The sequence below is a fragment of the Burkholderia cenocepacia genome (assembly GCF_014211915.1).
Taxonomy (GTDB): domain Bacteria; phylum Pseudomonadota; class Gammaproteobacteria; order Burkholderiales; family Burkholderiaceae; genus Burkholderia; species Burkholderia orbicola.
On sequence record NZ_CP060040.1, the window covers coordinates 1,090,119 to 1,110,756 of the forward strand.

Consider the following 20,638-nt stretch of genomic DNA (forward strand, 5'->3'; position numbering starts at 1 on the left):
TTCCCCGGAGCCCATCATGAGCGCAACGCGTCTCGACACGAACACGGCGCTGGTCGTCATTGACCTGCAGAAAGGCATCGTCGCCCTCCCCACCGCGCACCCGGTCGCGCCGGTGATCGCCCGCACCCGCGAACTGCTCGACGCGTTCCGCAGCCGCGGCCTGCCGGTCGTGCTGGTCAACGTCGCGGGCGGCGCACCGGGCCGCACCGAGCAAGCGCCGCGCACCGCGCAGCTTCCGGCCGACTGGACCGAACTCGTGCCCCAACTGAACCGCCAGCCGGGCGACCACGTCGTGACGAAGCGGACCTGGGGCGCCTTCACCGGCACCGGTCTCGACGCACACCTGAAGGCAGCCGGCGTCACGCAGATCGTGCTGACCGGCGTCGCGACGAGCATCGGCGTCGAATCGACCGCGCGGCAGGCCTACGAGCTCGGCTACAACGTGACGCTCGCCGTCGACGCGATGACCGACCTCAACGCGGATGCGCACGTCAACAGCATCGAGCGGCTGTTCCCGCGCCTCGGCGAGACCGGTACGACGCAGGACATCGTCGCGCTGCTCGACCGGCGCGGCGCGTGAGCGACCCACGCATCCAGCCGGCGCCGGGCCGCGCGGCCGGCCGGCTCGACCCGTCGATCTGGAAAGTCAGCGCGGTCGCGACGCTCGGTTCGCTGCTGTCGCAGCTCGACGCGACGATCGTCAACGTGTCGCTGTCGAGCCTCGCGACCGATCTGCATGCCAGCCTGGCGACGATCCAGTGGGTGACGAGCGGCTACCTGCTCGCGCTGACGCTGGTGCTGCCGCTGAGCGGCTGGCTCGTCGACCGCATCGGCGCGAAGGCGCTGTACCTGTGGTGCTTCTCGGCGTTCACGCTTACGTCGGCGCTGTGCGGGCTCGCATGGTCCGCGCCGTCGCTGATCGTGTTCCGCGTGTTGCAAGGCGTCAGCGGCGGCTTGCTCGCGCCGATGGCGCAGATGATGATCGCGCGCGTCGCCGGTCAGCAGATGGCGCGCGTGATCGGCTATGCGGCGGTGCCGGTGCTGCTCGCGCCGATCCTCGGCCCGGTCGTGGCCGGCGCGATCCTGCAGCACGCGTCGTGGCGCTGGCTGTTTCTGGTGAACCTGCCCGTCGGCGCGCTCGCGCTCGCACTGGCCGCGCGCTTCCTGCCCCGCGACCGGGACGATGCGCCGCGGCGCGAGCTCGACTGGATCGGCCTCGCGTTGCTGTCGCCGGGCCTCGTGCTGTTCCTGTACGGCGTCGAGCGGATCGGCTCGGTGCCCGGCATCGCGGCGGTCGCGGGTTCGGCGCTGCTGCTCGTCGCGTTCCTGCGCGTCGAGCGCCGCCAGCGCGAACATGCGCTGATCGATCTCGCGCTGTTTCGCTCGCGCGTGTTCGGTGCGGCAGCCGGCACGCAGTTCCTGTCGAACGGCGCGCTGTATGCAGGCCAGATGCTGATTCCGGTGTTCCTGATCCAGGCATGCGGGCGCTCGCCGGGCGAGATGGGCTGGCTGCTCGCGCCGCTCGGGCTCGGCATGCTCGTCACCTATCCGTCGATGGGCGCGCTGACGAGCCGGTTCGGCGTACGCCGGCTGGCCGCCGCCGGTGCGTTGCTCGCACTCGTCGCCACGCTGCCGCTCGTGTTCCTCGCGCTGACCGGCTACGATCCGCGCGTGCTCGTCCCGGCGCTGTTTCTGCGCGGCATGGGCCAGAGTGCGATCGGCGCGCCGTCGATCGCCGCCGCGTATGCATCGGTCGAACGCCGCGACCTGCCGATGGCGACCACGTCGCTCAATATCGTGCAGCGGCTCGGCGGCCCGACGTTCACCACGCTATGCACGCTGTTCCTCGCGTGGCGGCTGCAGGCCGAAGCAGCGTCGGTCGGCGGCACGCCGGCCGTCGCGTATGCGTGGGCGTTCGGCCTGCTGTGCGCGCTGCATGCGGCGAGCTTCGCGACGACGCTGCGGCTGCCGTTGCGCTCGGCCGGTGCAGGCGGCGGCGACTGACGAACCGGCAACGCACCGGCCGGTTCGCGCTGAACCCGGGCCGCGCCGCGTGCGCGGCCTCCCGCTACGGCAGCCACATCGGCACGATCGACGCCACCAGCAGCACGCCGAGCCCCGCATTCAGGCAGCGCCACTGCCGCTCCGTGCGCAACACGCGTGCGAACAGCAGCCCGGCGAAACACCACAGCGACAACGACGCCATCGCCGCCACGCCGAATGCCGCCCTGCCGAATTTCTCGATCAACCTGCATGTGCCGCGCGGCCAGCACACGCCGGCCGCGACGGAACTGGCCCGCTACCTGCGCAACGGTTTCGCGCGCCTGCGCGCGCTCGCGTAGTGCCGCATCGCGCTACACCGTGCCCGGCTCCTGCGGCGCGGGCGTCGTGCCCGCCGCCTCCAGCGCCTGATGCAGCGTGGCGAAGATGCACGACGCGCCGACCACCTCGGTGATCCCGTGACGATCCATGTCCGCACGCAGATAGCGGTTCACGCGCCCGAACAGCACGCCGATCCCGCGCGCATGCAGCGCCCTGACGAGATCGGCCAAGGTCCGCGCGGCCGAATAGTCGACATCGGTGATCGCGCCCGCGTCGACGACGAACCAGCGCGGCGGCAACGGTGCCGCGTCGACGAGTTCGGTCACTTCGGCAGCGAACAGGTGATCGTTCGCGAAGAACAGGTCGGCGCCGAACCGGTAGACGATCAGCCCCGGCGCCGTCATCGCGCCGCGCCGGGTCGGCACCGGCTGCCAGCGCCCGTTGCCGGCGACCGGTTCGAGCACCATCGTGTGCGGCTGGTAGCTGTGGCGCACGTGCCGCATCAGCGACAGCGCGACGGCCAGCAGGATGCCCTGCTCGACGCCGACCGTCACGACGGCCGCGGCCGTGATCAGCGCAAGCGTGAATTCGCCGGGGCTTTCCTCGCGGATCGCCGCGAGGCTGCGCACGTTGATCAGCCCGAGCGCGATCGTGAACACGATGCCGGCCAGCACCGCATGCGGCAGATACTGCAAATACGGGCTGAAGAACAGCAGCACGACGGCGACGACGACAGCGAACGCGAGATGGCCGATCTGGCTGCGCACGCCCGCGCCGTCGGCCATCGCCGTCTGCGTCGGGCTGCCGTTGACGACGAACGCGCCGCCGAGCGCCGCCGCCGCGTTCGCGGCCGCGAGCCCGAGGATGTCGGCGTTGGTGTCGACGTCCTCGCCGTACTGCTGCGCGAACACCCGCGCGGCGGCCGCGCTCTGCGCGATGATCATCACGAAGCACGAAGCGGCGACCGGCACGAGATCGAGGAACTGCTGCCACGTGACCGACGGCCAGCGCAGCGGCGGCAGGCCGCCCGCCACGGGCCCGAGCACCGCGATGCCGTGCGCGGCGAAGCCGAACGCCGCGCTCGCTGCGATGCTGCCCGCCACCGCGATCATCGGCATCGGCACCCGCGGCAGAAACCGCTTGCACGCGAGAATCGCGCCGACGACGAGCGCCGCGAGCGCGAGCGTCGGCCGGTGCGCGTGAACCAGGTGCGTGACGACGTAGTCGAGTTGCGCGAGGCTGCGTGACGCCGGGTACGGCACGGACAGGCCGAGCATGTCGCCGAGCATCGCGATCGATACCTGCACGCCGACGCCGGCGAGGAAGCCGACCAGCACCGTGCGCGACAGGAAATCGGCGAGAAAACCGAGCTTGAAGATGCGTGCGAGCAGCAGCATCGCGGCGGTCAGCAACGCGACCATGCCGGCCAGCGCCGCATAGTCGGCGCTGCCGGCCGGCGCCATCGACGACAGCCGGCTCGCGAAAATCGTCGCGGTCGCGGAATCGGCGGCGACCACGAGATGGCGCGACGCGCCGAAGCACGCGAACGCAACGAGCGGCAGGAACACCGTGTAGAGCCCCGTGACGGCCGGCATGCCGGCGATGCGCGCGTAGCCGAGCACCTGCGGGATGTCCATCGACGCGAGCGACATGCCCGCGAAGATGTCGCGCATCGCCGCCGCCCGGCGGACCGGGAGGATGCCTTTCAGCAGCCGCACGCGTGACGGACGGCTTTCGTTGGAATCTTGCATGGGTGAAATGCGTGAGGTCGAGTGACGGGGCCACGAACGGGTGCGCGACGGTGTCGCCTGTCGCTCACCGTCGCCGGACGGGCCGCATGGGCCGCACGCCAACGCGAGCAGCATACCGACGACGCCTGCGACGTCCGCATGATTGCATGGATCGCGGATCGCGCGTAGCGAAGCGCAAAGGCGTGCCGTCATGGCTTCCGGCCGATTGCATGCTGACGGATGGCGCGTCCGGCAACCGGCTCGCACGCCGGCTTGCGGTGATGTCGATTCGCGGCTCGCCTTCACCCTGATGCAGAGGATACCTGCACAATGGTGAGCCGATTCGGGAGCCGATCGCCCCGCCGTCACCGCACGCATCCGGAACCCGATGGCACAATCACGGTCCCTTTCATGTGCCCTTCATCGGGCGCGCGCCGCATCGCGGCGCCGATTCAACGCACGAGAAAGCCCCTGTCCGCCTCTATGACCCTGAACGAATCCTGGTTTGCGCCGCTCGTCGGCATCCTCGTCCTGCTCGCCGCCGCCGGCGCGATCACCGCCGTCGTCCACTTCCTGCTGTTTCGCGTGGTCGCGCGGCTCGCGCGGCTGTCCGCCACGCGCGTCGACGACGCGCTGTTCGAATTCGGCGCCTTCACATGGCTGAATCGCATCGTCCCGTTCGTCGTGATCAAGCTCGGGCTCGGCGCGGTGTCCGGCATTCCCGGCCTGGTCGCGCAGGTGGTCGACAAGGTGCTGTTCGCGCTGATCGTGTTCCTCGTGACGATGACCATCAGCGCGACGCTGTCCGCGCTCGAACACACGCACCGCACCGCGCAACGCGATCAGCCGCGTCTGTCGCTGAAAGGCGCGATGCAGCTGGTCAAGCTCGTGATGTTCATCACGGCCGCGCTCGTCGTGATCGGCGATGCGACCGGCAAGCAGATCGGCCTGCTGCTGTCCGGCATCGGTGCGATGTCCGCGGTGCTGATGCTGATCTTCAAGGACACGCTGCTCGGCCTCGTCGCCGGCGTACAGCTGTCGTCGAACGACATGCTGCGGATCGGCGACTGGATCACGATGCCGTCGGCCGGCGCGGACGGCACGGTCATCGACATCACGCTGAACACCGTCAAGGTCGCGAACTTCGATCACACGATCATCACGGTGCCGACCTGGAAACTGATCACCGAGAGCTACCAGAACTGGCGCGGCATGACCGAAGCGGGCGGTCGCCGCATCAAGCGCGCGCTGTTCATCGATGCGACGAGCGTGCGCTTTCTCACGAACGACGAGATCGAACGGCTCGAACGCCTGACGCTGCTGAAGGACTATCTCGAGGACAAGGTCGACGCGATCGAGCAATGGAACGGCACGCTCGGCGCGGCCGGCGAGTGCCCGGCGAACCGCCGCCAGCTGACGAATCTCGGCACGTTCCGCGCGTACGTCGCGAACTACCTGAAGGGCCATCCGCGCATTCGCCGCGACATGACGAACATGGCGCGGCAATTGCCGCTCACGGCCGAAGGCATTCCGCTCGAACTGTACTGCTTCACCGACACGACGACGTGGGTCGACTACGAGACCATCCAGGCCGACCTGTTCGACCACCTGATCGCGGTGCTGCCGGAGTTCGGGCTGCGCGTGTACCAGCATCCGTCGGGCTTCGACATGCGCCAGATGGTCGACGCCGCGCAGCCCGGGTTGCAGGCGCCGCGCGCGGCGTGATACCGGCCATGGCGGCAGGCCACCGGCCGCCGCCTGCCGTGCCGGCGGGCGGCAACGCTCACCGCGCCGCGCACTCCGACGCAAGCCGCCCCAGCACCTTCAGCGCGTCCTCGATCTGCCGCGACCACGGGTAGCTGTAGTTGAGCCGGATGAAATGCCGGTAATCGGTGCCGGCCGAGAACATGTGCCCGGGCCCGACCGTGATCCGCTGCGCGAGCGCCAGCGTATACAGCTTCATCGCATCGACCTGCGGCGGCAGCTCGACCCACAGCACGTACCCGCCCTGCGGCTGCGACAGCCGCGTGCCTTCCGGGAAGAAGCGCCGCACCATCGCGCTCATCAGGCTCGCCTGCTGCGCATACTGCTTGCGCATGCGCCGCAGGTGAAAATCGTAGCCGTCGTGTTTCAGGTACTCGGCGATCGCGAGTTGCTCGATCGCGGGCGTCGCGAGCGTATTCAGGAATTTCAGCTTCTCGACCTGGTCGCGGTAACGGCCCGGCATCGCCCAGCCGATCCGGTAGCGCGGCGACAGGCTCTTCGTGAACGACGCGCAATGCAGCACCAGTCCGTCGCGATCGAACGACTTCAGCGCGCTCGGCGCCGTATCGCCGAAGTGCAGCTCGTGATAGACGTCGCTCTCGATCGCCGGCACGCCGTGCTTCGCGAGCAGTTCGATCAGCGCGCGCTTGCGCGCATCGGGCATCTGGAAGCCGAGCGGATTCTGGAAGTTCGGCATCACCATGCAGGCCGCGATGCGCTCGTTCGCGAGGATTCGCCCGAGCGCGTCGAGATCGATGCCGTCGCCCGGGTGCGTCGCGACTTCCAGCGCGCGCATGCCCATCCGCTCGATCGCGTGCAGCATCGCATAGAAGGTCGGCGACTCCACCGCGATCGTGTCGCCCGGTTTCGCCACCGCCTGCAGGCACAGGTTGATCGCCTCGGTCGCGCCGATCGTCATCACGATCTCGCCCGGCTCGACCGCGACCCCGCGCTCCGCATAGCGCCGCGCGATCTGGCGGATCAGCTCCTGGTTGCCGGGCGGCAGGTCGTCGATCACGCCCCAGCGCGTGCGGCGCCGCCCGATCGCCTGCGCATAGCGCGCGAGGCGCTGCACCGGAAACTGCGACGCGTCGGGATACGGCGAGCCGAGCGGCACCGCGTCGTCGCGCGCGATCGAGCGCAGCGTCGACAGCACGAGCCGGCTCACGTCCACGGCCGACGGCTCGGCGGCCGGCGCGGAGACATGCAGCTCGGCCTCGGCCGGCGCCGCCGCGCGCGCCCGCACGAAGTAGCCCGACTGCGGCCGGCTTTCGATCAGGCCGCGGCTTTCCAGCACGAGGTACGCGCGCAGCACGGTCGTGACGCTGAGCTGCTGCTGCCGGCTCGCCTGCCGCACCGACGGAATCCGCTCGCCGGGTCGGTACACGCCCCGCTCGATCTGCGCCTGGAGATCGTCGGCCAGTTGTTCGTAACGCTTCACGCGCCTCCCTTTCAGCTTCCCTTCAGCAACACAGTTGCGATCCGCACTGTCTGAATGGCCGAAACTGTACTCTTTTTTGAAGTGAACAGGTGTACACACAGCGGGACGGAGGCCGCGCGTACTCTGCACGCATCGACCCCGACACCCGCATCATGAAAAAGAAATCCGCCACCGCGCGCATCGAACCGTACACCCACCCGGCCGCCGGCTGGGGCGCGCTGAAAGCCGTCACGATCAACCTGATCAAGGAAAAGGTCGCCGGCGGCAACTACCGTACGCTGCTGCGCCAGAACCAGCCGGACGGCTTCGACTGCCCGGGTTGCGCGTGGCCCGACCGCCAGCACGCATCGACGTTCGAATTCTGCGAGAACGGCGTGAAGGCCGTGGCCGCGGAAGCGACGAGCAAGCGTGTGACGCCCGACTTCTTCGCCGCGCACACGGTGACCGAACTGCTCGAACAGTCGGATTTCGAGCTCGAACAGCACGGCCGGCTCACCGACCCGATGGTGTACGACGCGCAAACCGACCGCTACGTGCCGATCGCGTGGGACGACGCGTTCGCGCTGATCGCGCGCCACCTGCGCGCGCTGCCCGACCCGAACCAGGCCGCGTTCTATACGTCCGGCCGCGCCAGCAACGAAGCCGCGTTCCTCTACCAGTTGTTCGTGCGCCTGTACGGTACCAACAACTTCCCCGACTGCTCGAACATGTGTCACGAGGCGACGAGCCGCGGGCTGCCGGCGTCGGTCGGCGTCGGCAAGGGCACCGTCACGCTCGACGATTTCGAGCATGCGGATACGCTGCTGATCTTCGGTCAGAACCCCGCGACCAACCACCCGCGGATGATGGGCGAACTGCGCGAGTGCGCGAAGCGCGGCGCGACGATCGTGTCGATCAACCCGCTGAAGGAGCGCGGCCTCGAGCGCTTCGCCGATCCGCAAAGCCCGCTCGAGATGCTGACGATGTCGGGCACGAAGATCGCGTCGACGTTCATCCAGCCGACGATCGGCGGCGATTTCGCGCTGATCAAGGGGATGGCCAAGCGCGTGCTCGAACTCGACGACGCCGCGCGCGCCGCCGGTGCGCCGCGGGTGCTCGACACCGCGTTCATCGACGCGCACACGGCCGGCTTCGACGCATTCGCCGACGATCTGCGCAATGAAAGCTGGTCCGCGCTGACCGCGGAAAGCGGCGTGCCGTACGAGCAGATCGACGCGCTCGCGCAACTCTATGCACGCAGCGAACGCGTGATCGCGACGTGGGGAATGGGCATCACGCAGCACAAGCATTCGGTCGCGACGGTGCAGATGCTGACCAACCTGATGCTGATGCGCGGCAACATCGGCCGCCCCGGCGCCGGCCTCTGCCCGGTGCGCGGCCATTCGAACGTGCAGGGCAACCGCACGGTCGGCATCGAGGAAAAGCCGTCGCAGGCGTTCCTCGACCGGCTCGGCCACGTGTTCGATTTCGAACCGCCGCGTCATCACGGCTACGACGTCGTCGAAACGATCGAAGGGATGCTCGACGGCCACGTGAAGGTGCTGATCGGTCTCGGCGGCAACTTCGCGATGGCGACGCCCGACACGCCGCGCACGTGGGAAGGCATGCGTCGCTGCGAACTGTCGGTGCACATCACGACGAAGCTGAACCGCAGCCATCTGATCCACGGCCGCGACGCGCTGATCCTGCCGACGCTCGGCCGCACCGAGATCGACCTGCAGGACAACGTCGCGCAAGGCGTGACGGTCGAGGATTCGATGAGCATGGTGCACGTGTCGTACGGGATGAACAAGCCGGCGTCGCCGAACCTGATGTCGGAGCCCGCGATCGTCGCGCACATGGCGCATGCGCTGTTCGGCAGCGGCAAGATCGACTGGCTCGCGTACAAGGACGACTACGCGAAGATCCGCGACGCGATCGAAGCGACGCTCGACGGCTTCTACGACTACAACACGCGCATCGCGCGGCCCGGCGGCTTCCATCTGCGCGTGGCCTCGCGCGACCGCGAATGGCTCACGCCGACGGGCAAGGCGAACTTCATCGCGCACGCGCTGCCGACCGACACGCCGATCCAGCGTGCCCGCGCGCTGCACGGCGACCGGCTGATGACGCTGATGACGACGCGCTCGCACGATCAATACAACACGACCGTCTACGGGCTCGACGACCGCTACCGCGGCGTGTTCGGGCAGCGCCGCGTAGTGTTCGTCAACCGCGACGATCTCGCGATGCTCGGCCTGAAAGCCGGCGAATGGGTCGACATGGAAACCGTGTGGCACGACGGCATCGAGCGGCGCGCGGCGGGCTTCCTGCTCGTCGAGTACGACATCCCGCGCGGCTGCATCGGCGCGTACTACCCGGAAACCAATCCGCTCGTGCCGCTCGACAGCGTCGGCGACGTGTGCAACACGCCGACGTCGAAATCGGTACCCGTGCTGCTGCATCGCGCGGCCGCGCCGGCCTCGATCGCCGCCTGACGGAGCACGCCGATGATCGTTCGTCCGCGCGAGCACTGGCTGCGGATGCTGCTCGTCTGGAACGGCTCGGTGCTGCCGACCATCCTGCCGCAGCTCGTGCTGACGCTCGCGATCAGTCTCGTTGCCGTGTGGGGCGGCGGCCGCGTGCTCGGCGAGAAGGTGCCGCTGAATCCGACGCCGTTCACGCTGATCGGCCTGACGCTCGCGATCTTCGCCGGGTTTCGCAACAACGCCAGCTACGAACGCTATCGCGAGGGCCGGCAGCTGTGGGGCGGCGTGCTGACCGCCACGCGCACGCTGGTGTCGCAGGCGCTCTGCTACGGCGCGGTGGACCGTGACGACGCATCGCGCCGCGCGTTCGTGCGCACGGTCGTCGCGTTCGTCTACACGCTCAAGCATCAACTGCGCGGCACCGACCCGGCCGCGGACCTGCGTGGGCTGCTCGATGGCGCCACCTATGCGCGCGTCGCCGCTTCCCGGTTTCGCCCGGTCGTCATCGTGCACGCGCTGCGCGAAGCGTTAGCCGCGCGCGCCGATGCGGGCCAGCTCGCCGACACGCGGCTGTGGATGCTCGATGCGCGCCTCGACGATCTCGTCGCGATGGTGAGCGGCTGCGAGCGCATCGCGTCGACGCCGATCCCGTTTTCATACGACGTGCTGCTGCACCGGACCATCTACGCGTATTGCGTGCTGCTGCCGTTCGGCCTCGTCGATTCGATCGGCGCGGCGACACCTTTCGTAACAGTTTTCGTCGCCTATACGCTGATCGCGCTCGACGCGATCGCCCACGCGATCGCCGAGCCGTTCGGCGACGGGCCGAACCATCTCGCGCTCGACGCGATGACGCGGCAGATCGAGCGCACGCTGCTCGAACTGAACCGCGAGCCGCTGCCGGCCGAGGTGACGCCCGGTCCGTCGTACCGCCTCACCTGACTCGCTTCACCTGACTCGCGCCGCTCAATCGCGGCGGCCGCGCAGGAAGCCGCCGTGCTCGGCGGTTGCGTCCGCGATCCGCCGCAGCAGCACGATGCCGTTCAGCAACGCCTGCGCCGCGTCGCCGTCGCGCGCGGCCATGCGACCGCGCAACAGGCGGGCCGCCGCGTCGCAGGTCTCTTCGAGCCGCGTGAAATCCGCACGGGCGACGCGAGCGCGCACCACCGCCGCCGCGCGGCCCGCGACCGGTTCGCGCGTGGCCAGTTCGGCAAGTGACAGCAGGCTGTCGCCGATTCCCCAGATCGCGAGCAGGTCGCGCATGTCGCGCTCGATCAGCGTCTGCGGCAGGCTGCCCGCGAAACCGAGCTCGCGCGCGAGACGGTCGGCCGTGCGGCTCAGCCACGCACTTGCGTGCCACGCCCCCGGATCGCGCGCGATCTCCGCCAGATCGCGACGCACCGCGCGGTGCAGACGCCGCCGGCTCGTGCCGGGATCGCCGGGAAACACCAGCGCGAAGATCAGCGCGCCGAACGCGATGCCGAGCATCGTCGCGAGCGCGCTGTTCAGGAACGCGGCGTCGCCGATGCGCGTCGTGTTGTCCGGCGACGTGAAATTCCAGAAGAAGATCGAGAACGCGCTGCCCATCGCGGCCGTGCGCGGATGGCGCATCGCGATCCCGGTGCCGATCAGGAACACGCCGAGGATATAGGCGAGCATCTCGAAGCCCGACACCGCCGGCAGCAGGATGAAGTTGCAGACGACACCGGCGACCGCCGCGCATGCCGAGCCTTTCAGGAAGCCGATGGCCGCGCGCACCGAGTTGGGGCGGGTCGAGAACAGCGCGCCGACCACGGCCGTGATCGCGACGAACCCGCCGCCCGCCGGCCACGCGGTGAAGATCCAGATCGCCGACGCGGCCAGCACCGCGATGAACGCGCGGATGCCGTTGTGCCACGCGAGCACCGGATCGCGGTGGAACGCGTAGCGCACCCGCGAAGGCGGCAGTTCGGGCCGGTCGAGCAGCGCCTGGCTCGCGAAGGCGCGCTCGAACCCGCCGAGCAGCGCCGCCAGCCGATCGAGCGTGAGCAGGCGCGACGTGTCCGGCGCAGCCGGCGCGTCGGCCTCGGCACGCAGCGCATCGCCCACGCGTGCGCGCAGTGCGGCCATCCTCGGCTGCGCGTCGCCCGATGCGGCGATACCGTCGAGCACGCGCGCCACCTCGTCGACCAGCGGGTCCGACGCATCGTGCGCGCGCGACGCGTGCTCGCGGATCGCCTGCGCCGCCGCCTGCGCCGTCAGCACGCCGAGCGCCGCCGCGCGCAAATGGCCGATCGCGCCGCGCACCGGCGGTGCGCCGGCCGCCGCATATTCCGCCGCGGTGTCGAGTTCGAGCGCGTCCGCGAACAGCCGGTGCACGGCCGCGCCGTTCGGCTCGCGGCGCAGCGCGCCCGCGCCGAGCGCCACCGCACGCTCGAGATAGCGCGCGAGCCGCGTGCGGACATCGTGCAGCGGCGCGCCCGGCACGAACACCGTGTCGAACAGCGCCGCGCACAGGATGCCGACCACCACGTATAGAAACCGCGCGACCGCGATATCGAATGCATGCAGCGGCGCCGATACCGCATCCATCGCGACGATCGCGGCCGTATAACCGGCGAGCACCGCCGCATACGCGCGAAAATTCCGCTGGAACGTCGCGACGCCCGCACACAGGCCGATCCACGCGGCAAGCGCCGGCAGGAACAACTCGGGCGTCTGCGCGAACGCGCCGGTCAGCGCGAGCGCGACGGCCGCCCCGATCGCGGTGCCGAGAATCCGGTACTGGCTCTTCGACAGCCCCATTCCGCGGCTGCCCTGCGCGACGATCCACACGGTCGACGCGGCCCATTTCGGATCGTCGAGATTCATCCGGAACGCAATATAGAGCGCGAGCAGCGAGGCAGCCGTATTGCGGAGCGCGAAGGCAAGCGCGCCGGGCGGCAGCGTCGGGCGCGCGTCGCGCAGCGCGGCCCGGACGGCCGCGAGCGTCGGCATGCAGGGGAAGGCGAATTTCATGCGGCGAGCATACGGTCGCGCTCCGCGCGCCACTACGGGGCAGCGGCGGGATGCGTTATTGCAGCGGGCGGGATAATCGGCTCGACCTGCAGCGTTCCGGTCCGTGACGGTAAGATGCGCGCAGGCCGAACATTGAAACGAATCGCATGGACCTCGAGAGCATCCGGATATTCCTGCGCGTGGTGGAGCGCGGCAGTTTCACCGCCGCCGCCACGCAACTCGACATGCCGCTCAGCCGCGTGAGCCGCAAGATCAAGCAGCTCGAGGACGACCTCGGCGTCCAGCTGCTGTACCGCACGACGCGCCGCGTATCGGTCACCGAAGCCGGGCGCGACTATTACGAACGCTGCCTGCGCGCCGAGGAGATCCTGCTCGACGCGGACCGTCAGGTGCGCGCGCTGCGCACGGAACCCGAAGGCACGCTGCGCGTGCTGGTGCCCTACGCGATCGGCCTGTTCGAACTGGAGCCGGCGCTCGCCGAGTTTCGCCGGCGCTACCCGCTGGTCCAGCTCGTGCTGATCTACGACAACAGCGCGCTCGACCTCGTCGAACACGGCTTCGACGTCGCGCTGCGCACCGGCGTGCTGAGCGATTCCGGCTATGTCGCGCGCTCGCTCGGCTGGTCGCACGCGAAGTTCGCGGCCAGCCCGCACTATCTCGACCGCGCGGGCCGGCCACGCACGCCGCAGGACCTCGCCGATCACGACATCCTGTTCGTCGGCCGCGACACGCCGGGCCTGACGCTGCGCCTCACCAACGCCGCCGGCGACGTCGCCGACGTGCCGGTGCGGCCCGTGCTGATCTCGAACGAATCGGTCACGGTGCTGCGCCAGGCAGCGAGCGGCGGCGGCATCGCACTGATTTCGACCCACTTCACCACCCGGCGGCTCGAGAGCAACGAACTCGAAATCGTGCTGCCCGACTGGCATCGCACCGACGACGTCGAGCTGCACGCGCTCTACCCGAAGCGCGCGACGCTCGACAGCAAGGTGCGCGCGTTCGTCGAGTTCCTGACGGAAGTCTTCACCGCGTGGCGGACCGCGTCGCAGAGCCTGCAATCGATGCATGTCTGCTGCATTATTGCAGTGCAGGAAAGGAATTAATGAGCATGCGAGCGTTGATCGCCGCTCGCCGCATCGTTAGCCTGTGGCGATGAAAAATCACCACACACGCTACGGCAGCCACCTGAGCGCTGCCCGCCGACGCATCACGCGCGTCGCGCCTTCCTGACCGGCCGGCCCGCGTCCCGAAGCCCGTCACGGCTTCGCCATTCCGATTCACCGCTCGAACCGTACACCGCACGCGACGGCACCGCTCGCCGGGCCGCCGTGCGGCGTGCGTGCATCCGTCCGTTGCGTGCTTCGCCGCGCGCCTGCACGTCGCGTGCAGGCGCGGCGAACGGCATGCGCCGTACGGCCTTCGTCCATCACGCAGGAACGCCATGTCCTCTCCCTCGTCTTCAGGCCCGCTGTCGGGCGGCCGGCTCGTCATCGGCACGATCGCGGTCTCGCTGGCGATGTTCATGAACGTGCTCGATTCGTCGATCGCGAACGTCGCGATCCCGACGATCTCGGGCGACCTCGGCGTGTCGGTCGACGAAGGCACGTGGGTGATCACGATCTTCGCGGCGGCGAACGCGGTGTCGATTCCGCTGACCGGCTGGCTCACGCAGCGCTTCGGCCAGGTACGCCTGTTCGTCACGTCGATCCTGCTGTTCGTGTTCGCGTCGTGGCTGTGCGGGATCGCACCGAACCTGCCGACGCTGCTCGCCGCGCGAATCCTGCAAGGTGCGGTGGCGGGGCCGCTCGCGCCGTTGTCGCAGGCGCTGCTGCTCGGCGCGTGGCCACGGCAGAAGTCGTCGACGGCGCTCGCGCTGTGGTCGATGACGGCGCTCGTCGGGCCGATCGCGGGGCCGTCGCTCGGCGGCTGGATCACGTACGACTACAACTGGTCGTGGATCTTCTACATCAACATTCCGGTCGGCTTCTTCGCGGCGGCCGTCACGTGGTTCGTGTTCCGCGATCGCGAATCCGCCACGCGCCGCCTGCCGATCGACACGGTCGGCCTGCTGCTGCTCGTGCTGTGGGTCGCCTCGCTACAGATCATGCTCGACAAGGGCAAGGATCTCGACTGGTTCAACTCGCCCGTCGTCGTCGCGCTGGGCATCGTCGCGCTGATCGGCTTCGCGTTCTTCCTCGTGTGGGAACTGAACGAAGCCAATCCGATCGTCGACCTGCGCCTCTTCACGCAGCGCAATTTCGCGGGCGGCACGATCGCGATCTCCGTCGCGTACGGGATGTTCTTCGGCACGCTCGTGCTGCTGCCGCAATGGATGCAGGGCTATCTCGGCTACCGCGCGGTCGATTCGGGGCTCGCCACCGCGCCGCTCGGGGTGTTCGCGATCCTGCTCACGCCGGTCATGGGGCGCCTGCTGCCGCGCACCGATCCGCGTTATATCGCGACGCTCGCATTCGTCGGCTTCGCGGTCGTGTTCATGATGCGCACGACGTTCTACACCGACGTGTCGCACTGGGATCTGGTGCTGCCGACGCTGCTGCAAGGCATTCCGATGGCGATGTTCTTCGTGCCGCTGACGTCGATCATCCTGTCCGGGCTGCCGCCGGAAAAGATTCCGGCGGCAGCCGGCCTGTCGAATTTCGGCCGCACGTTCTGCGGTGCGGTGGGCACGTCGCTGATCAGCAATGCGTGGAACGACCGCACGATCCTGCACCACGTGCGGCTCACCGAACAGGCGAGCGTCACCAATCCGGTCTTCACGCAGCAGCTCGACACGACCCGTTCGCTGCTGCACCTGAGCCCCGATTCGGCGCTTGCGTTCTTCAATGCGTCGGTCGATTCGCAGGCGGCCGTGATGGGCTTGAACGACATCTTCTACGTGTCGGCGATCATCTTCATCGCGATCATTCCACTCATCTGGATCACGAAACCGGCGCGCTCGGGTGGCGGCGATGCCGATGCGGCGGCGGCCGGCGCGCATTGATCCGCAGGCGTTGCGGCGCCGCTCCGTGCGCCGGCATCGCGACGACCGCGAGATTCGCCGGTAACGGCGACATCCGGGACGAGCGGCCGTCCCGCAGCGGGCGCTCGTTGTGTATCGAATCGTTTCAACGCGCCAACGGCGTCAAATGCTGCGGGTATACTCCGTCGTCAGCCGCCTGCCGTCTCGTCGTCCGTCAAAAGCGGCCCGATTCCGGGCGGTTTCGTCGCGAAGCTTCGCGTTTCGCCACCCCGCGCCCCAGCCTCGATACGAGACACCCGACGACCGACCATGAAACGATTCCTGCTGCTCCTGCCCGCCGCCCTGCTCGCCGCCTGCGGTTCCGCGCCCTCGTCCGATTCGGCTAGCTCGGGCGCCGCGCCGATGATCTACGTGTCGTCGCAACGTCCGGCCTATGCGGTCGCGAACTGCCTCGACAGCCGCCTGTCGGGCACCGAACAATCGCAGCACAACGGCGTGACCGACATCGCCGTCGGCTCGAATTCGTACTTCGTCACGCTCACGCCGTCGGGCAACGGCTCAGTGATCAAGGTCGTGCGCGGCTCGGGCAACGAGCCGGCCGAGGAAGCGATGCGTTTCGCGATCGCGCGCTGCGCGATCTGACGCCCACCAGCGCCGGGCGCCTGCCCGGCCCGCCTGCCTGCCCGCCGCTGCGCGCCAACCGGCGCGCCCGCCGAATATTTTCATCCGGGCGCCCGTCGATGAGAGAATCGCACCACGATTCCCTTTCGATGGAGCCCGCTTGACGTCCTCGTCCGCCTAAAGGCGGAGGATTCCCACACCTGGCGATGCACGTCCGCATCGGAGAATGTTCAACGCAGCGTTGATATCACGATCATGCTCGACACCACAGTCACTGCAGGCCCATTCTCTTACTCGCAGTCCCGCGATACCTTTCGGCCGCGTCGTGCTGTCTTTCGATCCGCACGACGAACAGGACTGGGTCGAACCGCTTTCGTCCACTTCCTCGAACGTGACTCCGTGCGCGATCGCTTTGTAGCGGAGCTTGTTCCGAAAGGAGGACCAGGACGCGTCGTAGACGCTTTTCGCCATCCTGGTTCTGGCAAATTTCGCGGCCGACACGTTGCCGACCGCGATGTAATCGAAACGCCGCACCAGATCGAGCGCGAGCTTGTGTTGAAAATCGGCACGCGCATTCGCGACCTTGGCGTGCAGCTTCGCGATATGCCGCTTGTGCTTTCGCGCCCGTTGCGCTTTCGCCAGCTTTTCCGCCGCTCGTCGACCGAACTGGTCATTGGGCAGCTTCTCGCCGGTCGAAAGTGTGGCGAAGTCTTTCAGGCCGAGATCGATGCCGACGCCGGAACGGATCGGGCGGGCCTGAACGTCGGGTACTTCGATCACGATGTTGAGAAACCAATTGCCGCGCGCATCCTGCGCAAAGTTGGTCCCGTCCTTGATCTTGCCTTCAGGAAGCGCCCGGCTGTTGAACACGCGGAAGGTGTTGCCGGCAAAGCGAAACGCTTCGCCTTCGCGCTTCAGGTCACGCCCCTTCAGCGGCACCCAGCCCAGCGACTTCCTGCCGCGATAACGCAGATACGGGCGACGGTGCTGGCTGCGCGACTTCGCGTATTGCTCGCACGTGGCGTTGACCGTGCCGGAGTGAATACCGAGTTCCTTGCTGCTGCCGGTCGTCAGCACGTTCAGATCAAAACCCGTCGGCCATTTCTTATTCCACTTGAGCGCGTGCTTCTGCGTGTCGTTGCAGAAGTTCCAGACGTAGTTCACCGCACGGCTCTGCTTGTTGAGCAGTCCGTTGAGCGACTTCACCCGGTAGCGGTAGACAAGAATCATGCCGGTGATCCTAACCCGTGGAAGAAGCTGCCTGTCAACCCCACGCCTTTCCTTCCCGCCATCAATGGCGGGGTTTCTCGGAGCAAATTCTGATGAAGCACCTGCTGTCCCGGCTGTTCGTCAGCGCCGCGCTCGTCGCGCTTGTTCCGGCGCTGCCGGCGCAGGCTGCCACGCCGCCCGGCATCTTCGTCGTCGCCACGCAGCTCGGCGAATTCACGACCCTCGACCCGAGCGGGATCTACGAGCTGGTGCCGTCCGAATACGTCGCGAACACCTACGAACGGCTGGTGCGCGTCGACCTGAAGGACCCGACGCGCTTCGACGGACAGATCGCGCAATCGTGGACGGTCGGCGCCGACGGCGTGACCTACACGTTCAAGCTGCGACCGGGCCTCACGTTCCATTCCGGCAATCCGGTCACCGCCGACGACGTCGCGTGGTCGCTGCAGCGCACCATCCTGCTCGACAAGGGGCCGGCCGGCGTGCTCGCCGATCTCGGCCTCACGAAGGCGAACGTCACGCAGAAGGTGCGCGTGGTCGATCCGCAAACCGTCGTGCTCGAAACCGACCGCAAGTACGCGCCGAGCTTCGTGCTCAACGTGCTGAGCGCGTGCCCGGCCTCGGTCTTCGACAAGAAGCTGCTGCTGTCGCACCAGCAAGGCAACGATTTCGGCAGCGGCTGGCTGCGCACCAACGACGCGGGCTCGGGCCCGTACCAGCTCGTCAAGTGGACGCCGAACGAAACCATCGTGCTGCAGCGCTTCGACAAATACCGCACGCCGTATCCGATGAAGCGCGTGGTGCTGCGCCACGTGCCCGAAGCGTCCGCGCAACGGCTGCTGCTGGAGAACGGCGACGCCGACGCCGCGCGCAACCTGAGCCCCGACAGCCTCGCCGCGCTGTCGAAGGCCGGCAAGATCAAGGTCGCGTCGTGGCCGGTGTCGGCGCTGCTGTACCTGAGCCTGAACACGAAGAACCCGAATCTCGCGAAGCCCGAGGTGCAGCAGGCGATGAAATGGCTCGTCGACTACGACGGCATCCAGCGCAACATCGTCAGCACCACCTACAAGGTGCATCAGACCTTCCTGCCCGAAGGCTTCCTCGGCGCGTCGAACGCGCGGCCGTACAAGCAGGACGTCGCGAAGGCGAAGGCGCTGCTCGCGAAGGCCGGCCTGCCGAACGGTTTCGACGTGACGATGGACATGCCGAACGACTATCCGTACCTCGAGATCGCGCAGGCGCTGCAGGCGAACTTCGCGCAGGGCGGCATCCGCGTAAAGCTGATCCCGGGCGACGCGAAGCAGGCGATCGGCAAGTACCGCGCCCGCCAGCACGACATCTTCGTCGGCGAATGGTCGCCCGACTACATGGACCCGAACAGCAACGCGCGCGGTTTCGCGTGGAATCCGGACAACTCGGACCAGTCGCCGACCAAGATGCTCGCGTGGCGCAACAGCTGGGACATTCCGCAACTGACGAAGGACACCGAGGCCGCGCTCGTCGAGCCGTCGCCCGCGAAGCGCGCGCAGCGTTACGAAGCGCTGCAGAAGGCCGTGCTCGCGAACTCGCCGTTCATCATCATGTTCGATAAGGTCGTGCAGGTCGCCACGCGTCCCGGCGCGACCGGGCCGGAAATCGGGCCGATCAACGATCTCGTGTCGTACCGGACGCTCGCGAAGTAATCGCGGCGGCCTGCCCGCGTGGCCACGCCGCCGCGCGGGTCATCGCCGCCGCCGTACCGGCGCCGGTACGGCGGCCGTGCAGCGACGATCTACAATGACCGGCACCGCGCGGCTACCGCGCCGGGCACACGTAACGGGACCACAACATGCATTCGAGCGAGCACGCAGTATGCGTGGCGATCAACGACAACAACCGCGCGTGGTACGAAATGCTCGTGCCGTTCCTGCTGTCGCTGCGGCACGCCGGCTACGACGGGCGGATCGCGGTGATCGGCTACGGGCTGTCCGAACGCAAGCGGCAGATTCTCGCGGGCCAGTCGGTCGACGTGATCGACGCGTCGGGCGCCTACGCGCTGCCGGTCGGCCGCTTCATCGAGGCCGCCGAGTATTGCGCGCGCCATCCGCAGATCCGCAAGCTCGCGCTGTACGACGCGGACATCTGGTTCTGCGCGCCGCAGTTCGACCTGTTCTCGCAGATCGGCGACGACCGGCTCCACGTGTGCCCCGACCCGCTGTTCTGCACGTTCGTCGTCACGCCGCTGATCGGCGAGCGGCGCGACCATCACTGGCGCCTCGTCGTCGACGAGGTCAATGCGCGCCACGGCGGTGCGCTGCAAGCCGGGCTCGTCGCCGGGACCGCCGACGCATGGGCGCGTTATGCCGACCATCTGCGCGACTGCCTCGCCCGCGTCGGCACCGATTTCCAGGAATGCTTCGGCATCGATACGACGTTCCTGCATCTGTGGAGCGCGCAAGGCGAAACGGCGCTGCTCGACCCGGTCCAGAACTTCGTCAGCAAGTACGGCATCCACGAATCGTTCGACGCGGGCAGCGGCAAGACGACGCTCAGGTATCACGGCGAGCCGATCCGCGCGCTGCACATGACCGGCGACATCCGCTTCCTCGACCGGTGGCGCTACTACGCGAACCACATCGACGCCGCACTGCGCGACGGCACGCCGTTCGCGCTGTCGGACGGCACGCCGGCGCCGTCCGACGCACTCGCCGCACGCATCGCGGCGGCGGATTACGTGCGATCGGCCGGGCTGACCGTTGCGTCCGCCGCGCTCGAGACAAGCGCGGGCGCCTACCTGCAGGCGCTCGACGAACCGGGCGGCACGATGCTCGTCGGCAGCGGGAACCACGAAGTCGTGTTCACCGCGACCCGCGACATCGCGCGGCTGAACGTCTACGTCACGCATCCGTCCGGCTCGCCGTCGCCGCTGCTGTGCGAGGTGCGCGTCGACGGCCACGCGCAGCGCAAGGGCACCGAACTGATGGCGCATTTCTGGTACCAGATTGCGGCCGGCACCGTCGTCACGCTGCGCGCGACGAGCCTCGGCGGCCAGCAGTGCAACGCCATCTGGCGGCTGCGCGAAGCACCGGACATGCAGCAGTAAGCG

15 protein-coding genes are annotated in these 20,638 nt (G+C 68.3%); 10 read left to right on the forward strand and 5 right to left on the reverse strand.

The features are described 5' to 3' along the window. Positions 1-16 precede the first annotated feature (16 nt). Both SY91_RS21380 and SY91_RS21385 read left to right on the forward strand, forming a co-directional pair. Complete coding sequence (locus SY91_RS21380) at positions 17-580, forward strand: isochorismatase family protein (protein WP_023476469.1); 564 nt, start codon at positions 17-19, stop codon at positions 578-580. After that, positions 577-2,004 (forward strand): DHA2 family efflux MFS transporter permease subunit, encoded by a 1,428-nt coding sequence (locus SY91_RS21385; RefSeq protein ID WP_023476468.1) that lies wholly within the window; start codon positions 577-579, stop codon positions 2,002-2,004. The genes SY91_RS21380 and SY91_RS21385 overlap by 4 nt, the downstream gene beginning before the upstream one ends. A gap of 64 nt (positions 2,005-2,068) precedes the next feature. On the opposite strand, the gene SY91_RS35130 is transcribed toward SY91_RS21385, so the two are convergent. Both SY91_RS35130 and SY91_RS21395 read right to left on the reverse strand, forming a co-directional pair. Further along, a complete protein-coding gene (locus SY91_RS35130; RefSeq protein ID WP_404990013.1) occupies positions 2,069-2,248 on the reverse strand; it encodes a hypothetical protein in 180 nt (59 codons plus the stop codon). 106 nt (positions 2,249-2,354) lie between these two features. Then, a complete protein-coding gene (locus SY91_RS21395) occupies positions 2,355-4,073 on the reverse strand; it encodes a SulP family inorganic anion transporter (RefSeq protein ID WP_023476465.1) in 1,719 nt (572 codons plus the stop codon). 462 nt (positions 4,074-4,535) lie between these two features. Between SY91_RS21395 and SY91_RS21400 the strand changes: the two genes are divergently transcribed. After that, on the forward strand, positions 4,536-5,777 hold the full coding sequence (locus tag SY91_RS21400) for a mechanosensitive ion channel family protein (RefSeq protein ID WP_023476463.1): 1,242 nt from the start codon (positions 4,536-4,538) through the stop codon (positions 5,775-5,777). A 58-nt stretch (positions 5,778-5,835) separates the two neighbouring features. Here SY91_RS21400 and SY91_RS21405 read toward each other — a convergent pair whose 3' ends face one another. Further along, positions 5,836-7,257: a PLP-dependent aminotransferase family protein gene (locus SY91_RS21405; RefSeq protein WP_185921354.1), complete on the reverse strand. Its 1,422-nt coding sequence runs from the start codon at positions 7,255-7,257 to the stop codon at positions 5,836-5,838. A 152-nt stretch (positions 7,258-7,409) separates the two neighbouring features. On the opposite strand from SY91_RS21405, the gene SY91_RS21410 reads away from it, so the two are divergent. Both SY91_RS21410 and SY91_RS21415 read left to right on the forward strand, forming a co-directional pair. After that, complete coding sequence (locus SY91_RS21410) at positions 7,410-9,734, forward strand: FdhF/YdeP family oxidoreductase (protein WP_023476461.1); 2,325 nt, start codon at positions 7,410-7,412, stop codon at positions 9,732-9,734. Between the two features lie 12 nt (positions 9,735-9,746). Continuing rightward, positions 9,747-10,667 carry a bestrophin family protein gene (locus SY91_RS21415; protein WP_023476460.1) on the forward strand — a complete coding sequence of 307 codons (921 nt, stop codon included), beginning with the start codon at positions 9,747-9,749 and terminating at the stop codon, positions 10,665-10,667. A gap of 24 nt (positions 10,668-10,691) precedes the next feature. Here the strand turns inward: SY91_RS21415 and SY91_RS21420 are convergent, their stop codons facing one another. Further along, a complete protein-coding gene (locus tag SY91_RS21420) occupies positions 10,692-12,722 on the reverse strand; it encodes an FUSC family protein (protein WP_185921355.1) in 2,031 nt (676 codons plus the stop codon). 146 nt (positions 12,723-12,868) lie between these two features. Here SY91_RS21420 and SY91_RS21425 point away from each other — a divergent pair, with 146 nt between their 5' ends. The 3 genes from SY91_RS21425 (at position 12,869) to SY91_RS21435 (ending at position 16,344) form a co-directional block, all read left to right on the forward strand. Then, a complete protein-coding gene (locus tag SY91_RS21425; protein WP_023478195.1) occupies positions 12,869-13,825 on the forward strand; it encodes a LysR family transcriptional regulator in 957 nt (318 codons plus the stop codon). Between the two features lie 338 nt (positions 13,826-14,163). Next, positions 14,164-15,723, forward strand: a complete 1,560-nt coding sequence (locus SY91_RS21430) for a DHA2 family efflux MFS transporter permease subunit (protein WP_011547534.1) — start codon at positions 14,164-14,166, stop codon at positions 15,721-15,723. Positions 15,724-16,011: 288 nt separating this feature from the next. Beyond that, a complete protein-coding gene (locus SY91_RS21435) occupies positions 16,012-16,344 on the forward strand; it encodes a sugar ABC transporter ATPase (protein WP_006478845.1) in 333 nt (110 codons plus the stop codon). 156 nt (positions 16,345-16,500) lie between these two features. On the opposite strand, the gene SY91_RS21440 is transcribed toward SY91_RS21435, so the two are convergent. Then, a complete protein-coding gene (locus tag SY91_RS21440) occupies positions 16,501-17,553 on the reverse strand; it encodes an RNA-guided endonuclease InsQ/TnpB family protein (protein ID WP_185921356.1) in 1,053 nt (350 codons plus the stop codon). 92 nt (positions 17,554-17,645) lie between these two features. On the opposite strand from SY91_RS21440, the gene SY91_RS21445 reads away from it, so the two are divergent. Both SY91_RS21445 and SY91_RS21450 read left to right on the forward strand, forming a co-directional pair. Then, entirely contained in the window at positions 17,646-19,235 is a 1,590-nt protein-coding gene (locus SY91_RS21445) for an ABC transporter substrate-binding protein (protein WP_185921357.1), read from the forward strand. 146 nt (positions 19,236-19,381) lie between these two features. Next, entirely contained in the window at positions 19,382-20,635 is a 1,254-nt protein-coding gene (locus tag SY91_RS21450; protein ID WP_124476788.1) for a hypothetical protein, read from the forward strand. Positions 20,636-20,638: the final 3 nt, after the last annotated feature.

What these genes read in the sequence shown, in the direction of transcription:
- SY91_RS21430 (WP_011547534.1), top strand. Translation starts at nt 14,164, where the DNA reads ATGTCCTCTCCCTCGTCTTCAGGCCCGCTGTCGGGCGGCCGGCTCGTC.
- SY91_RS21440 (WP_185921356.1), bottom strand. Translation starts at nt 17,553, where the DNA reads ATGATTCTTGTCTACCGCTACCGGGTGAAGTCGCTCAACGGACTGCTC.
- SY91_RS21420 (WP_185921355.1), bottom strand. Translation starts at nt 12,722, where the DNA reads ATGAAATTCGCCTTCCCCTGCATGCCGACGCTCGCGGCCGTCCGGGCC.
- SY91_RS21435 (WP_006478845.1), top strand. Translation starts at nt 16,012, where the DNA reads ATGAAACGATTCCTGCTGCTCCTGCCCGCCGCCCTGCTCGCCGCCTGC.
- SY91_RS21450 (WP_124476788.1), top strand. Translation starts at nt 19,382, where the DNA reads ATGCATTCGAGCGAGCACGCAGTATGCGTGGCGATCAACGACAACAAC.
- SY91_RS21415 (WP_023476460.1), top strand. Translation starts at nt 9,747, where the DNA reads ATGATCGTTCGTCCGCGCGAGCACTGGCTGCGGATGCTGCTCGTCTGG.
- SY91_RS21425 (WP_023478195.1), top strand. Translation starts at nt 12,869, where the DNA reads ATGGACCTCGAGAGCATCCGGATATTCCTGCGCGTGGTGGAGCGCGGC.
- SY91_RS21400 (WP_023476463.1), top strand. Translation starts at nt 4,536, where the DNA reads ATGACCCTGAACGAATCCTGGTTTGCGCCGCTCGTCGGCATCCTCGTC.
- SY91_RS21380 (WP_023476469.1), top strand. Translation starts at nt 17, where the DNA reads ATGAGCGCAACGCGTCTCGACACGAACACGGCGCTGGTCGTCATTGAC.
- SY91_RS21395 (WP_023476465.1), bottom strand. Translation starts at nt 4,073, where the DNA reads ATGCAAGATTCCAACGAAAGCCGTCCGTCACGCGTGCGGCTGCTGAAA.
- SY91_RS21410 (WP_023476461.1), top strand. Translation starts at nt 7,410, where the DNA reads ATGAAAAAGAAATCCGCCACCGCGCGCATCGAACCGTACACCCACCCG.
- SY91_RS21445 (WP_185921357.1), top strand. Translation starts at nt 17,646, where the DNA reads ATGAAGCACCTGCTGTCCCGGCTGTTCGTCAGCGCCGCGCTCGTCGCG.